General features: G+C 69.8%; 14 protein-coding genes. 9 read left to right on the forward strand and 5 right to left on the reverse strand.

The annotated features are described in order from the left end of the window. Positions 1-97: 97 nt before the first annotated feature. The 3 genes from ABZ260_RS31270 (at position 98) to ABZ260_RS31280 (ending at position 4,159) form a co-directional block, all read left to right on the forward strand. Positions 98-1,705 (forward strand): CehA/McbA family metallohydrolase, encoded by a 1,608-nt coding sequence (locus ABZ260_RS31270; protein ID WP_355625002.1) that lies wholly within the window; start codon positions 98-100, stop codon positions 1,703-1,705. Between the two features lie 64 nt (positions 1,706-1,769). Beyond that, a complete protein-coding gene (locus ABZ260_RS31275; protein ID WP_355625004.1) occupies positions 1,770-2,561 on the forward strand; it encodes a UDP-galactose-lipid carrier transferase in 792 nt (263 codons plus the stop codon). Positions 2,562-2,707: 146 nt separating this feature from the next. Further along, a complete protein-coding gene (locus tag ABZ260_RS31280) occupies positions 2,708-4,159 on the forward strand; it encodes a phosphatase PAP2 family protein (protein WP_355625006.1) in 1,452 nt (483 codons plus the stop codon). A gap of 202 nt (positions 4,160-4,361) precedes the next feature. Here the strand turns inward: ABZ260_RS31280 and ABZ260_RS31285 are convergent, their stop codons facing one another. Continuing rightward, a complete protein-coding gene (locus ABZ260_RS31285; RefSeq protein ID WP_355625008.1) occupies positions 4,362-4,829 on the reverse strand; it encodes a hypothetical protein in 468 nt (155 codons plus the stop codon). Between the two features lie 937 nt (positions 4,830-5,766). On the opposite strand from ABZ260_RS31285, the gene ABZ260_RS31290 reads away from it, so the two are divergent. Then, on the forward strand, positions 5,767-6,756 hold the full coding sequence (locus ABZ260_RS31290) for a hypothetical protein (protein WP_355625010.1): 990 nt from the start codon (positions 5,767-5,769) through the stop codon (positions 6,754-6,756). 82 nt (positions 6,757-6,838) lie between these two features. Here the strand turns inward: ABZ260_RS31290 and ABZ260_RS31295 are convergent, their stop codons facing one another. Next, entirely contained in the window at positions 6,839-7,129 is a 291-nt protein-coding gene (locus ABZ260_RS31295; protein ID WP_355548588.1) for a zf-TFIIB domain-containing protein, read from the reverse strand. A 45-nt stretch (positions 7,130-7,174) separates the two neighbouring features. Beyond that, a complete protein-coding gene (locus ABZ260_RS31300; RefSeq protein WP_355625012.1) occupies positions 7,175-8,068 on the reverse strand; it encodes a phosphotransferase in 894 nt (297 codons plus the stop codon). 58 nt (positions 8,069-8,126) lie between these two features. On the opposite strand from ABZ260_RS31300, the gene ABZ260_RS31305 reads away from it, so the two are divergent. From ABZ260_RS31305 to ABZ260_RS31320, 4 genes are all read left to right on the forward strand, one after another. After that, positions 8,127-9,026: a TIGR03619 family F420-dependent LLM class oxidoreductase gene (locus ABZ260_RS31305; protein ID WP_355625014.1), complete on the forward strand. Its 900-nt coding sequence runs from the start codon at positions 8,127-8,129 to the stop codon at positions 9,024-9,026. A gap of 24 nt (positions 9,027-9,050) precedes the next feature. After that, a complete protein-coding gene (locus tag ABZ260_RS31310; RefSeq protein ID WP_355625016.1) occupies positions 9,051-9,482 on the forward strand; it encodes a nuclear transport factor 2 family protein in 432 nt (143 codons plus the stop codon). A gap of 229 nt (positions 9,483-9,711) precedes the next feature. Next, a complete protein-coding gene (locus tag ABZ260_RS31315; protein ID WP_355548600.1) occupies positions 9,712-10,494 on the forward strand; it encodes an HAD-IIA family hydrolase in 783 nt (260 codons plus the stop codon). Between the two features lie 67 nt (positions 10,495-10,561). Next, positions 10,562-11,194 (forward strand): hypothetical protein, encoded by a 633-nt coding sequence (locus ABZ260_RS31320; protein ID WP_355625018.1) that lies wholly within the window; start codon positions 10,562-10,564, stop codon positions 11,192-11,194. Positions 11,195-11,518: 324 nt separating this feature from the next. Here the strand turns inward: ABZ260_RS31320 and ABZ260_RS31325 are convergent, their stop codons facing one another. Continuing rightward, positions 11,519-12,358, reverse strand: coding sequence for a LysR family transcriptional regulator (locus tag ABZ260_RS31325; protein ID WP_355625020.1), 840 nt, complete (start codon positions 12,356-12,358; stop codon positions 11,519-11,521). A gap of 105 nt (positions 12,359-12,463) precedes the next feature. On the opposite strand from ABZ260_RS31325, the gene ABZ260_RS31330 reads away from it, so the two are divergent. After that, positions 12,464-13,189, forward strand: a complete 726-nt coding sequence (locus ABZ260_RS31330) for an SDR family oxidoreductase (protein WP_355625022.1) — start codon at positions 12,464-12,466, stop codon at positions 13,187-13,189. 46 nt (positions 13,190-13,235) lie between these two features. Here the strand turns inward: ABZ260_RS31330 and ABZ260_RS31335 are convergent, their stop codons facing one another. Then, complete coding sequence (locus tag ABZ260_RS31335; protein ID WP_355625024.1) at positions 13,236-14,378, reverse strand: IS630 family transposase; 1,143 nt, start codon at positions 14,376-14,378, stop codon at positions 13,236-13,238. Positions 14,379-14,560: the final 182 nt, after the last annotated feature.

Below are 14,560 nucleotides of genomic sequence, written 5' to 3' on the forward strand. Positions count from 1 at the left end.
ACATCGCGTACTTGGCGTAGAGGTCGGCCGGCTGGGAGACCGTGGCGTCGATCTCGCCCTTGCGGATGGCCTCGAACTCCTGCGGGATGCCGTCGCCGTGCTGGTGGACGGGCGGGCGCACGTGGTCGGCCCCGGCGGTGCCCGGCTCATCAAGATCACGAATCGGAGCGAGGTGGTCGCCGACGGCCTACCGGTCGACCTGTCGTCACTGGCACGCCGGGCTCCCGCGGCCCGCCTGCGGGTGCGCGCGGGCCTGGCGTGCAAGTGGAGCGTGTACGGCGAGCACGGGCAGGGCTGGTATCCCGAGGGTGCCCCGGACAGGTACGACTACCACGTGATGCCCTACTTCCACGGCGACGACCTGGTCCTGGACGTCCCGGCCGAGACACTGACGGTCCGGGTCTCCAGGGGCATGGAGTACGGCTCCGCCGAGGTCACGCTCACCCCGGCCGCGGGGGAGGAGACCCTCGTCGAGCTGACCCCAGAGCGGCTCTACGACGCGGCGGCCCTCGGCTGGTACGGCGGGGACATGCACGTCCACCTCAACTGGGCAGGCGACATGGTCGGCACGCCCGAGCTCGCGGGGACCATGCAGCACGGCGAGGACCTGCACGTCCTCAACCTGGTCGCGGGGAACGTCTCCTCCGAGCGGGTCTACGACTCCGAGGCGCTGGAGCACTGGGCGGGACGTGACCTGCCCTGGTCCGACGCCTCGCACGTGGCCAGGATCGGGGTGGAGTACCGCAACGACCTGCTCGGCCACCTCTACGCCTTCGGCGTCTCGGCTCCGCCCGCACGGTTCCACACGGGTTTCCTCGGCACCGCCGACTGGCCGCCCAACAGCGTCGCCTGCGAGGAACTCCGCGGCCTCGGCGCCGTGACCGGCTACAGTCATCCCTTCCACACGCCGTTCGCCGACGCCGACGCACCGGACAAGGCACTGCTGCGGGGACGCAACTGCTCCTCCAGGGAGATCGTCGCCGACGCGGCCCTCGGCCTCGTCGACACCCTCGACGTGCTCAGCCAGACCTCGATCACCGCGACCGCCGCCGTCTACCGGCACCTGATCGGGGCGGGCAACCGCATCGCGGTCACCGCGGGGACCGATGCGATGGTCTCCTTCGCCCGGCGGGGAAACCAGTCCAACCCGCCCGGCTGGGCGCGGGTCTACGCCCGGGTGGACGGAGCGCTGAGCGCCGCGTCGTTCGCCGAGGCGGTCAGGAGGGGCCGTACCTTCGGCACCACCGGCCCCTGGCTGGAGCTGTCGGCCGGAGGCCACGGCCCCGGTGCCACCCTGGACCTGTCGCCGGGCGAGCGGATCACGATCACCGCCCGGTCGGTGGGTCCCGAGGTGCAGCGGCTGGAGATCCGCACGGCCGACGGCGTGCTGGCCGAGGGGCCGCCCGGCGAGCTGACCACGGAACTGGTCGTCGGCGACCCCACCTACGTGGTCGCCCTCGCCACCGGTGGCCCGCACGAGCGGTCCTTCACCGGCGAGGTGTACGCCCACACCAGCCCGGTCTACCTCGACGTGGACGGCCGTCACGTGGCCAGGGCCGAGGACGTCGGCTGGTGCCTGGAGTGGCTGGACACCCTGGAGGCGCTCCTTCGCGAGGAGGGCGTCTTCGAGACGGCCGGGCAGCTCACCGACCATCTTGACCTGATCGGCCGGGCCAGAGAGGTCTACCGGGAACGCCTGACCTGACAGCGCGCGACCGGAGCCGCTCTCCGGGAGTGCCCACGGGGTGGGACATGCAAGGCTTGTCAGTATGAATCGCCTGGCTGAGGTTGACCTGTCACGGAAGCTCACCAAGAGCGAGGCCTCCGAGCGTCTCGACGCCGCTCTCGAACGCCTGCTCCACCTGCGGCTCACGCTCGGCGGTCAGATCGGCGAGCAGCGCATCGGTCCGCCGCTGTGCGTGGTCTTCGAGGGGTGGGACGCCTCGGGCAAGGGAGGTGCCATCAAGCGGCTGGTGCGCCCGCTGGACCCGCGCCACGTTCGCGTCGCGCAGTTCGCCGCGCCGACCTACGACGAGAAGCGCCACCACTTCCTGTGGCGGTTCTGGCCGGTCCTGCCCGGCTGGGGCGGGATGACCGTGCTCGACCGCTCCTGGTACGGCCGGGTGCTGGTGGAGCGGGTCGAGGGCTTCGCCGGCGAGGAGCAGTGGTCCCGCGCGTACGGGGAGATCGTGGAGTTCGAGCGGACCCTCACGGCCGAGGGAATGATCTTGGTCAAGTTCTGGATGCACGTCTCCGAGGACGAGCAGCTACGGCGCTTCCAGGACCGGGCCGGTGACCCGCTGCGGGCCTGGAAGCTCACGGACGAGGACTGGCGCAACCGCGAGAAGCGTCCGCTGTACGAGACCGCGGTGGAGGACATGCTCGCACGTACCGACCATCCGAAGGCGCCGTGGCACGTGGTCCCCGGTGACGACAAACGCCTGGCCCGCGTCACGGTGGTGGAGACCGTCTGCGCCGCGATCGAGGCCGAACTCGCCGCCCGGGGCTACGAGCCGGCGATCCTCGCCGCGCCGGAAGCCGGGGCGGAGGACAGGGCCTAGCGGGACCGTGTCGTTAAAGCCGTTCTGACAAGAAGCATGGAAGCGGTGGGGACGTGCCGGGCACCGCCTGTCGGGGTAGGCGGCAGAATCAAATGACTGTCCGTTCCTCTGTCATCGTTCTTCGTCGTCGCGGGAGGGTGTGACGCATGCGGTTGAGCTCACGGCTGAGCAGGCTGGACCGGAGGGTGTTCGCCATGGTGGCGAGCGCGAGGTTGCCCGGTCTTGAACGTGTCGTGCCCGCGCTGTCACGCGCGGCGGACAACTCCCTGCTGTGGGCCGGGGTGGCCGGAGCGTTCGCGGTCAGCGGGCGCCGGCCGTTGCGCCGCGCCGCGACCAGAGGGCTGCTCGCGGTCAGCCTGGCCAGCCCGCTGGTCAACCTGGTCGGCAAGCAGGCCTTCCGCCGGAGCCGGCCGTCGGCAGAAGGGCTCCCGCTCGCCCGGCTGATCAAGATGCCCACCTCGGCGTCGTTCCCCTCGGGCCACTCCGCCTCGGCGGCCGCCTTCGCCGCGGCCGTGGCGATGGAGGCGCCTCGCGCGGTCGCGGTCCCCGTCGCGCTTCTCGCGGCCGCCGTCTGCTTCTCCCGCGTCTACACCGGCGTGCACTATCCGGGCGACGTGCTCGCGGGGGCCGGGATCGGCGTGGCGGCGGGACTGGTCACCCGCCGCATCTGGCCCGACGCCGGAGAGGCGGGGCACGCCCGCGCCGCCCTCACGGCGCCCTCCGCTCTGCTCGACCCGGAGGGCGAGGGGGCGGTCGCCGTGGTCGACGGCGCGGCCGACGCCGCCGCGGGAACGGCGGAGACGCTGCGCGCGGCCCTTCCCCGGGCCGAGGTCGTCGAGGTGGCGCCGGGTGCCGACCTCGGGGCCGCCGTGCGGGACGCCGCTTCGCGGGCCAAGGTGCTCGCGGTGGCCGGAGGGGACGCCGTGGTCAACCTCGCGGCACAGGAGACGGCGGGCGCGGCGACCCCGCTGCTGGTCGTCCCCACGGGCGTCCGCGGCCGATTCGCCCGCGCACTCGGAGTCGAGACCGTGCAGGAGGCGGCTGAGGCGTACCGCAACGGTGACCTCGTGGCCGTCGACGTCGGTGAGGTCGCGGGCCGGACGTTCGTCAACTCCGTCAGTGTGGGCCTCTACCAGGCACTGGCGGAGAGCAGGGAACGGCGGCAGAGCCGGATCGGCACGTGGCCCGCGCTGCTCTGGGCCATGGCCGAGGTCCTCGGCCCCGGGGGCGCGCGGCCGGTGGATCTCATCGTGGACGGTGTGCCCAGGCGTGTCTGGACGGTGTTCGTGGGCAACTGTCGTTACGAGGCACGCGGTGGTGCTCCCGCCAGGCGGCAACGCCTGGAAGACGGTCTGCTGGACATCCGCGTGCTCGCCGCCGCCGACCGGCTGCCCCGGGTGCGGGTGTTTCTCAGCCTGCTGGCCGCAAGGGTGAAGCTCTCACGCCACTACCAGCAGTGGCAGGCCGACACGCTGCGCCTCTCGGCTCCCTCGGGCCGGCTGCCGCTGGCGCGTGACGGTGAGACGTTCACGGTCACGGGCGAGGCGGAGTTCACCAAACGCCCGCGCTCGCTCCTCGTGATCCGGCCGTCCGGCTGAGATCCGGGTGACGTCTCGACAGTGATCGGGATCCGCACCGGTCGCCGAGGGCGACCGGTGCGGAACATCCCGATCTGTTGACGTGGGCTCACTGCCGGAGCCGTCCCGATCGTCGGGCGGGCGCCGGTGTTCCTAGCGCCTCATCGCTTGGCACGTGCGGTCTCGGGTGCATCTGGCGATGGTCTCCGAGGCTGTCGGTGGATCAGCCGCCGCCACCGCCGCCACCGCCGCCGCCGCCACCGCCGCCTCCGCCGCCACCGCCACGGGGACCGCCGCCTCCGCCGCCGCCTCCGCCGCCACCGCCACGGGGACCGCCGCCTCCGCCGCCGCCGCCTCCGCCGCCGACGATGTTGGTGTTGGTGTTGGTGTTGGTGACATTGGCGCCGCCGCCGCCTCCGCCACCGCCACCGCCACCGCCACCGCCGCCACCACCACCGCCACCGCCGCCGCCACCGCCGCCGCCACCGCCGCCACCACCGTGGCGCCTGGCGAAGCACCTCGCGGGATTCGCGTGTTCCCTGCAGGGCTTCTGAGCGGCGGTGAGGACGGTCGTGGTGGCCTCCTGTGCCACGGTGCCGGCACTGGCGGGCTGGGCCGACATCGCTACGGGGGCGGCGAGGGTTGAGACGACCATCGCGCCGGCTGCGAGCATGTTCCTGAGGATGATCATGAGAGATCACTCCCTGCCGAATTGGTGGAACCCTGGGAGATACCCGGGCTGCCAAGACGCCTGACCGGTATCGAGGACGACACTCGGCCTGGCGTCCGGATCTGACTCACGCTAGGTGCGAAGCGTGAGAACGGTCATCTCAGGGAGGCAAAGGTAGCGGTTCAGTCTGATTGCCCTAGGGTTCCCGACAAGAATTAATCAAAGGCGTTTAATCACTCTGAGCTACACCTCAAGTGGCGAGGGTAGTTGTTTCCAAAGGTCTCCCGATCCGATGGCATGGTTTTCCGGGAACTCCTCATGGCGCGGGTGGCCTTCGGGGGTGAAAGACCCGATTTAGGTAAGCACCCGGGCTTTTCGCCGTTTTCTTCCACGCACTCCGGCGAGAGCCGGGCCGAGGATGTTCACCCGTACTGGTCGGTATGAGGGGGCGTGTCAGCCTCCGGTCCTCCGGGTGGTGTGGGGGTAGATCATGTTGTCCCGTCTGTGGTGGCGGACATGACCTCGCGCCGCCATATCGGCCGCCGGGAAACAGCCGAAACCGGTTCGGAGCTCCAGATGGCGGAGGGTGCGGGAAAAGGCTTGACAGGACCAGAGGTGTGCTGTCATGTTCCCCTCCCGCAGGAGGGCCGTTGGGGTGCTGAGGCTTCGGACACCGCGTCGTACGAGCCGCCTTTCCGGCCTGGCGCGTATCCGACCTCGGCAGACCCTTTATTGTCCCGATGACGATTTTCTACGGAATCCCAATGGCGTCGGAGAGCTCGCCCAGGCTCTGGAGGCCTATCGGGCGCGCTCGTCGTGGTCAGCCATGACCTGCCGTTCCTGGGATCCGTCGGTATCACCCGGTGGTTGTCCGTGAATCGGGAGGGGGGTTGGTGGAGACCACCGACTTTCCGGCACTGTTTGACGGACAATGATCGATGCGGCAATAGTTTGGTAAGTGACTACCCCCCGTATCCTCGCCTGTGCCGTGGCAACCCTGGTGGCCCTGACCGCCTGCACCGCGTCCTCTGACGAGAAGGTGGTCGGCCCGGCCACCGCGGGCGGTGTGGCCGGAGTGGGCCAGGGGTCCGGCGGCCGGGCCTCTTCGCCGCCCACCGGCTCACCCGCCACCTCACCCGCCGCCGTGACGCTGACGCCCGAGGAGTACCGGACCGAGCTGGAGAAGGCGCGCGGCCCGGTGCGTGCCGCGGTGAAGAAGCTGGCCGCGACCGGCGGGCTGAAGACCCTCGACAAGCGGCTGAAGCAGACCTCCACCGCGGTGGACGGCGCGGTGACCCGATTGGCCGACCTGGCCCCTCCCGCGGAGGTGAAGGTCCAGCACGACGACTACGTCGAGGCCCTGCGCGCCCTGTCGGTCGCCTTCGGAGGCGCCCGCCGGGACGCCGAGGCACAGCGGTTCTGCACCGGCCCCGCCGTGCTGACCGGCATGGACAGAGCGGGGGAGCTGTCCGATGTGGAGAAGGCGGCCGACGCGCTGAGCGGATATCCGGCGAGCGTCATCTCGGTCAAGGCGCCCAAACAGCGCACCCGCCGGCTGTCCAACGGCAGGTTCATCGCCTCCGAGGGCCGTCCGAGTCGCGCCTTCCTCGAACTGCGCAACGGCACCCGGCAGGACGCCGTCGTCGTCCTGGTGCGCGGCAAGCGGAAGGCGGTCACCGTATACGTCAGAAAGAAGTCGAAGTTCAAGATCCGGGGGGTGCGGGACGGCAGCTACAAGATCTACTACACCTTCGGCAGCGACTGGGATTCCAAGGCCCGCAGCTTCACCCGGTCGTGCGACTTCGAGCAGTTCGGCAAGTCCGTGCGGTTCAGGACCGTCTACACCGCGGCCCAGATCCGCTGGACCGACTGGACGATCACCCTGCACGCCGTCACGGGGGGCACCGTGAAGCCAAAGCGGATCAAGCCGGGCGACTTCCCCAGCTGACCTGCTCTCCGGTGGGCCGCCACGGACGCGAAGACCGCGATCTCGTGTTGAGATCGCGGTCCCTGTGTTCCCCCGGCTCCGATCAGGTCGAGAAGAGCATCCCCACCCAGCTGCGCTGGCGGTGGTGACCGTAGTGACCGTGGTGCGGTGCACCCCAGGCGGGAGCGCCGTAGCCGGGAGCGCCGTGCGCGGGCGGCGGCGGAGGAGGCGGCGGAGCAGCGTGGGACTGCTGTGACCACTGACTCTCCATGCGGGTCAGCGTCTCAAGCTCGCCGTAGTCCAGGAAGATTCCGCGACAGCTCTCACACTGGTCGATGTGGACGCCGTTGCGCTCGTAGGTGCGCATGGCGCCCCGACACTTGGGGCACTGCATCTGGCTGGTCTCCTTTTTCGGGCGTGATTACCAAGTAACCACAACCTACTGCGTGGGCACAGCATGGCAGGCGCTTCTGTGTCGGACAATCCTCAGGCACGCCTCGACGAGGATCTCCTCGACCTCGTCCAGCGGGCGCCCCGCCCGCCCGGCGGTGGCCACCGCCGCCGCCGCGAGCTGTACGGTCATCGCCTGCGCCGGGATCTCCAGCCGTTCCCACGGGTCACCGTCCAGTGGGACGGCGCCCCCGCCCGCGGCGCGGTAGGCATCCAGGAAGCGGTGCCACACCTGCGGTTCCAGCAGCCCGGCCGCGAACCAGGCGGCGGGCCTGGACAGGTCCCATGCCTGGTCGCCGACGCCCAGGTCGTCGATGTCGATGAGGATCCACTCGTCCGGCGCGCGGACCATCTGGCCCATGTGCCAGTCGCCGTGGGTCAGGCCGCCGGGGCTCGCGGAAGGGGTGGGCAGGCAGCCGAAGGCCCGGCGTACCGCCAGTTCGGCGGCGGAGCGGTCGCCCAGGCGGGCAACGGTCGCGGCCACCCGGCTCGGCCCTCCCGCGGCTCCCAGCGGGGGCAGGGTCCGCGCGGGTACGGCGTGCAGCCGTGCCAGCAGCCGGGCGGCGGCCTCCCAGGGCGCCGCGTCCGGATCCTCAGGGTCCACCGGAGTCCCGGCCGGCCAGACGGTGACCAGCCGATCCCCGGCGGTCATGACCTCCTCGGTCACCGGCTGGAGCATGATCTGGCGCAGCGCCGGATGGGCGGCGGCCCGCATCCGCTCCACCAGCGGTTCCCGCTCCGCCCCCGGTGCGTGCGCCTTGACCACGACGGAGCCGGCCCGCATGATGATCACGTCCGGCCTGGTCGGCAGCACGGTGCCGGCCACACCGCCGTACTCGACGCCGATCCGGCGTAATTTGTCGATCAGGTCGTCGCTGTCCACCGAGCAAGTGAACCACTCGATCCAGGATCTTGCCGAGCAGCCGCATAAAGTACGAGATATGAGGATCGGGTTTGCGGTGCCGGTGTCGGGATCATGGGCGACGCCGGGCAACATGACGCGGGTCGCGCGCCGGGCCGAGGAACTCGGCTACCACGAGGTGTGGACCTTCCAGCGTCTGCTCTATCCGCAGGGGCACGACATGGGCCCGATCTACCGCAGCGTGCACGACCCGGTGGTCACGCTCGCCTACCTGGCGGGGTTGACGAGCCGGATCAGGCTCGGGGTCGCGGTGCTCAACATACCGTTCGTCTCGCCCGCGCTGCTGGCCAAGCAGCTGGCCAGCCTGCAGGCGGTCTCCGGCGGGCGGCTGGACGTGGGACTCGGGCTGGGCTGGCTGCCCGAGGAGTTCGCCGCCTCGGGGGCGTCGTTCGAGCGGCGCGGGCGGCGCGGGGAGGAGTTCGTCCCGCTGCTGCGGCGCCTGTGGACGGAGGAGGTCGTGGAGCACAGCGGCGAGTTCTACCAGCTGCCGGCCGCGTACCAGGATCCCAAGCCGCCCACCGTGCCGCCGATCCTGCTGGGCGGGTCGGCGGAGGTGGCGCTGAGGCGCGTCGGGCGGCTGGCGGACGGCTGGATCAGTTCGAGCCGCGAGGACCTCGACGAGATCGACAAGAAGATCTCCGTCGCCAAGGAGGCGGCTCGTGACGCCGGGCGCGATCCCGAGGCGCTGCGCTTCGTCACCCGGGGCGTCACCCGCATCCGCCCCTCGGGGACGGCCGGACGAGAGCCGCTGACCGGCTCGTTCGAGGAGATCAGGCAGGATGTCGACAGGCTGGCGGCCAAGGGCGTCACCGACGTCTTCCACGACCTCAACTTCGATCCGGAGATCGGATCGCCCGACGCCGACCCCGAGGAGTCGATGCGCAGGGCGGAGGAGGCACTGGAGGCACTCGCGCCCTGATCAAGCGTTTGGTTCGATAGGGGCATGAGGGCACAGGAGATGGCGGACCGGCTGGAGATCGGCGAGTTGCTCGCCAGATACGCCTACGCGGTGGACACCGGAGACTGGGAACGGCTCGATCTGGTCTTCACCCCGGACGCGGTGATCGACTACACCTCGGCGGGCGGCATCAGGGGCAGCAGGGACGAGGCGCGGCGATGGCTCGTCGAGGTGCTGCCGACCTGGCCGGGACGCCAGCACCTGATCGGGGCGATGACCATCAGGTTCGACGGGGACGAGGCGGCGGTCACCGCCTCGTTCACCGACACGCTCGCGCCGTCCAGGGACATGATCGCCGCCGACACCGCAGGGCTCATCCGCGGCGGCGGCTGGTACCACCACCGCCTGGTCCGCACCATGTACGGCTGGCGGAGCAGAGAACTGATCGAGGAACAGACCTGGCGGACCGTGTGTTAGGCCATGGCCCCTGGGTCTTTCGCTCACCGTTGCCCGCCACGGCAAGATCCACGGACAGGGGCCGGAGCGGGAACGGGTAGGGGCGGCCCGGCACCGTGCGGTGGCCGGAGGCCCGTTTGGGCGGCCGTTCAACTGCGAGATGCTCCGATGTACGGGCCTGATGGCGCATTGTCGGCCTTGCCCTGCCATCCTGGTTCTCGTACATATATGGCCGGAACAGGGGAGAACGGTGGACGAGCGCAAGCCGATCGAGTGCTGGCTGTCGGACATGGACGGGGTCCTCGTCCATGAAGGACACCCGGTGCCCGGTGCAGACGAGTTCATCCGCCGGCTGCGCGAGTCCGGCAAGCGGTTCCTGGTCCTGACCAACAACTCCATATACACCCCGCGTGACCTCGCCGTACGACTGCGCGCGGCAGGCCTGGACATCCCGCCGGAGTCGATCTGGACCTCCGCGCTGGCCACCGCCAGGTTCCTGGACGGCCAGCGCCCCGGAGGCTCGGCGTACGTGGTCGGGGAGGCCGGCCTGACCACGGCCCTGCACGAGATCGGCTACGTGCTCACCGACATCGCCCCCGACTACGTGGTTCTGGGCGAGACCCGCACCTACAGCTTCACCCAGATCACCCGGGCGATCCGGCTGATCGAGGGCGGCGCCCGGTTCATCGCCACCAACCCCGACGCGGTCGGGCCTTCCAACGAGGGGTCGCTGCCCGCCTGCGGCGCGGTCGCCGCGATGATCACCAAGGCGACCGGGGTGGAGCCCTACTTCGTGGGCAAGCCCAACCCGATGATGATGCGCAGCGCGCTGCGGGCCATCGACGGCCACAGCGAGAGCACCGCGATGATCGGTGACCGGATGGACACCGACATCGTCTCCGGCATGGAGGCGGGGCTGCACACGATCCTGGTGCTGACCGGGGTCGTCAGCAGGGACCAGATCGACCGCTACCCGTTCCGCCCCTCCCTGGTGGTCGACTCGGTCGCCGACCTGATCGAGCTGATCGACTAGAGCCTGCCCGCCGGGCGGGGAGTATTCCTGCCGTGATCTGTCAGGTACGGGTGCCATGCTGCCGTACATGACACGTGTTTACCTGGAGATCGGTGCCAAGAAGGTCTTCGCCTGCTCGGTGGAGTGGCCGGGCTGGTGCCGGATCGGCAGATCCGAGGAGGAGGCGCTGGAGGCGCTGGTGACGTACGCGCCGCGCTACCGGGTCGTCGCGGAGCGGGCGGGGCTGCTCTTCGAGCCGACGGACCCGGTGGTGGTGGAGCGGGCCAAGGGCGGCACCACCACGGACTTCGGGGCCATCGAGGCGATCCCCTCGCTCGACGCCGAGCCGGTCGGTGAGGCGGAGGCCGCTCGGGCCGTCGCGTTGGTCGAGGCGGCCTGGAAGCTCTTCGGCGAGGCGGCCGCCGTCTCGCCGGAGGAACTGCGCAAGGGGCCGCGCGGCGGCGGCAGGGACCGCGACAAGATGGTCGCCCACGTCGTCGAGGCCGAGCGCGCGTACGCCCGCAAGGTCGGTGTCCGCCACAAACCTCCACGCGAGCCCGCGGACCTGGCGGCGATGCGCGCGGATCTCGCCGAGGTACTGTCCCGGCCCTCCGACGGCCGCCCACCGGTCCCCGGCGGCTGGCCCGTCCGCTACGCCGCCCGCCGCATCGCCTGGCACGTCCTCGACCACCTGTGGGAGATGGAGGACCGCCGGACCTAGTGGCTCGTCTTGCATCGTTGACCGGGTAACCGACGTGCCGCCGGTCAGGTGAGCAGACTGTCTGCAGGACCTGATCTTGGAGGTGGTCGTGAGGCGTCGACCGAGTGTGTTCGTCCGGCCGGTCAGCATGGAGGAGGGCCGCCGGTTGCAGCGGGTCAGCCGGACGGCGAAGGATCCGGTCCGGCTGCGGCGGGCGATCGTGGTGCTGATATCCGCCCGCCCAGGGGCAGACGTTCAAGGACACTACCTCGCTGATGCAGGAGCGTTGAGCTGACAGGTGCTTGATCGGGGCTGTCGTTGGGTGGCCGCCCTCCTAATCCGAGTTCAAAGACGTGTTGCAACGCGGATCAGGTCAGCAACTGCACGAAGGCGGCTGTGCGGCGGCCAGGCGATCACCGTTGTCACGGGCGGAGCGTCCAGGACCGGCACGGCGGCGAGGCCCCGGCGCAGGTCGGCGCTGGCTGACTCGGGAATGACCACAGTGGTACGGCCGAGCGCGATCAGCTGGAAGAGCTGCGTTAGGTTCCGTACCTCTGCGCCCGGCCCTTCTGGGTAGCTGCCGCCGGGACCGGGCCAGCGGGCTATCGGGAGCTTTGGCAGTGTGGTGACGTCGGCCATCCGTACCTGGGAGCGGCTGGCGAGCGGGTGTGAGGCCGGCAGGACCGCGACCTGTCCCTCGGTGTACAGGGTTTCGGTGTCGAGCCCGGCTGCTGAGTCGAAGGGCAGGTGTAGCAGAGCCACGTCGGCTTGCCCGTCCTGCAGCAGCTGCTGGTGCTGGTGTGCCTCGCAGAGCAGCAGCTCGACGGTGGCTGCGCCGGGTTCCGTGGTGTAGGCGTCGAGCAGTTTCGTCAGCAGCTCGCCAGCGGTGCCGGATTTGACGGCGAGGACGAGGCTGGGGTGTGCTGCCGCGGCCCGTTGGGTACGCCGCTCAGCTGCGGTCACTGCGCTGAGGATCGCGCGCCCTTCGGCCAGCAGCACGCCTCCGGCCTCGGTGAGCGTGACCTTGCGGCTGTTGCGTTCCAGCAGTGCGATTCCGAGCCGCCGTTCGAGCTGGATGATCGTGCGGGACAGGGGCGGCTGGGCTATCCCGAGGCGCTGGGCAGCCTTGCCGAAGTGCAGCTCCTCGGCGACGGCGACGAAGTACCGCAGCTCGCGTATTTCCATGAGCCCAGGCTAATGACGGCAGACGCCAGATCGATATCGCTCGGGTATTGCTGCACTACCGAGATGGTGTTGGTGCCCGGCTGCAGTGCGGGCATGCTCGCTGTCATGAGCGAGAAGGCGATCGCGCTGGTCACTGGCGCGAACAAGGGAATCGGGTATGAGATCGCGGCCGGGCTGGGTGCGCGGGGCTGGAGTGTCGGTGTCGGCGCCCGGGACGAGCAGCGCCGGGAGGACGCCGTGGCCAAGTTGCGCGCGGCTGGTGCCGACGCATTCGGCGTACCCCTGGACGTGACCGACGGCGGGAGCGTGACCGCCGCAGTCCAACTGATCGAGGAGCGGGCAGGACGGCTCGACGTACTGGTCAACAACGCCGGCGTTGCCGGCGGCTGGCCGGAGGAACCCACGACCATCGACCTTGAGGCCGTGCGGCGACTGGTGGAGACCAACGTCATCGGCGTCATCAGGGTCACCAACGCGATGCTGCCGTTGCTGCGCCGCTCGAAGCACCCGCGGATCGTCAACCAGTCCAGCCACGTCGGCTCCCTGACACTGCAGACCGCGCCCGGCGTCGACCTCGGGGGGATCAGTGGGGCCTACGCGCCGACGAAAACCTACCTCAACGCCGTCACCATCCAGTACGCCAAGGAGCTGAGCGGCACCAACATCCTGATCAACAACGCCTGCCCCGGTTACGTGGCCACCGACCTCAACGGATTCAGCGGGACCCAGACCCCTGAGCAGGGCGCGGCGATCGCCATCCGGCTGGCGACCCTGTCGGACGACGGCCCGACCGGCCAGCTGTTCGACGACAACGGGGTCGTACCCTGGTGACCTAACCTTCGGATGCGTTCCTCGTCGATCAGACCGCGGCCGCCCCTCAGCCCCACGTACACCCCGCGAAGATCGCTGTCGTTGGGCTCTGTTCCGCAGCCTTGGCCGGGTATTCGGTCCACTGCCGGATGGCTGACTCGGGTGCGAAGCGGGTCTTCGGCTCGGCGCGGGCGTTGTGCCAGCGGATGTAGGCGGCGATAGCGGCGTTCTGCTCGTTGTGCGTGCGGTGGTCTGTGCCGTTGAGTGCGAAGTAGCGCAGCGCGGCGAACTCGGACTCGATCCAGTTCAGCCAGGAGCCGTAGGTAGGCAGGAAGACCAGCTCGATGTCGCTGTCGGCGGCCCAGGTGCGGACCTCGGCGTGCTTGTGCGGGGAGAAGTTGTCCAGCACGACGTACAGCTTCTCCCCGGGCCAGCGTTCCCGCAGCGTCTTGAGCAGGCCGAGGAACTCGCGCCACCGTTTGCGTTTGCGGATGCGGTAGTAGATCTTGCCGGTGGCCAGGTCGAGAGCAGCGAGCATGTGCATCACCCCGCCGTAGCGGTTGTAGGTGGCCCGCAGGCGGCGGGGCTTGCCCGCCGGGCGCCAGGCCTTGCCTTTGCGCGGCATCAGGTTCAGCGGGCCGAACTCATCGACGCAGATCACCCGTCCGTCGGCCGGCGGTCTGTCGTATAACGCCAGGACCTGGTGCATCTTGGTGATGAAGTCCGGGTCGGTGGACGCCTTCCACGTCGTGGTGGTCTGCCAGGAGACCTTGCCTTCGTGCAGGATGCGCCGTAGGGTCTCCCGGCTGATCCTGGGCACGACGTGGCAGTCGACGAGGTGGTCGGCGAGTGTGGACAGGCTCCAGGTGGCGAAGCCCGTGATACCCCAGTCGGCGGGGCACGTCCGGGCAATCAGGCGGATGTGCTCACGCACCCGCTCACTGATCGTCCTCCGGCGTCCCCCGCTCCATTTTGGGTCCAGCGCGTCGAACCCCCGCTCGTTGAACGCGTGGATGACATCGCGGACGTAATCCTCGCCGACCTGCATCAGCGAGGTGATGTCCTTGACCGTCTGGCCCTGGGCGGACATCAGCACCACGATCGCCCGCCGCAGCCGGACCGGATCCTTCGCTGTCCGGCTGACCCGCTGCAGCCTGCATCCCTCCTCCACGCTGACCGGCCGGACGAACACACTCGGTCGACGTCCCACGGCCACCTCCAAGATCAGGTCCTGCAGACAGTCTGCTGACCATGAGACGGTACGTCGATTACCCGGCCAAGGCCGCGAGCCGAACCACTAGTGCTGCGTTCCTTTTTGAGCAGCAAGATTAGACGTACTATCAGGGCCCAGTGGGTCGTTGATGGGCGGTGAGGCAGTGCCGAAGCTCCTGT

The organism is Streptosporangium sp. NPDC006013 (assembly GCF_040614275.1).
GTDB lineage: Bacteria > Actinomycetota > Actinomycetes > Streptosporangiales > Streptosporangiaceae > Streptosporangium.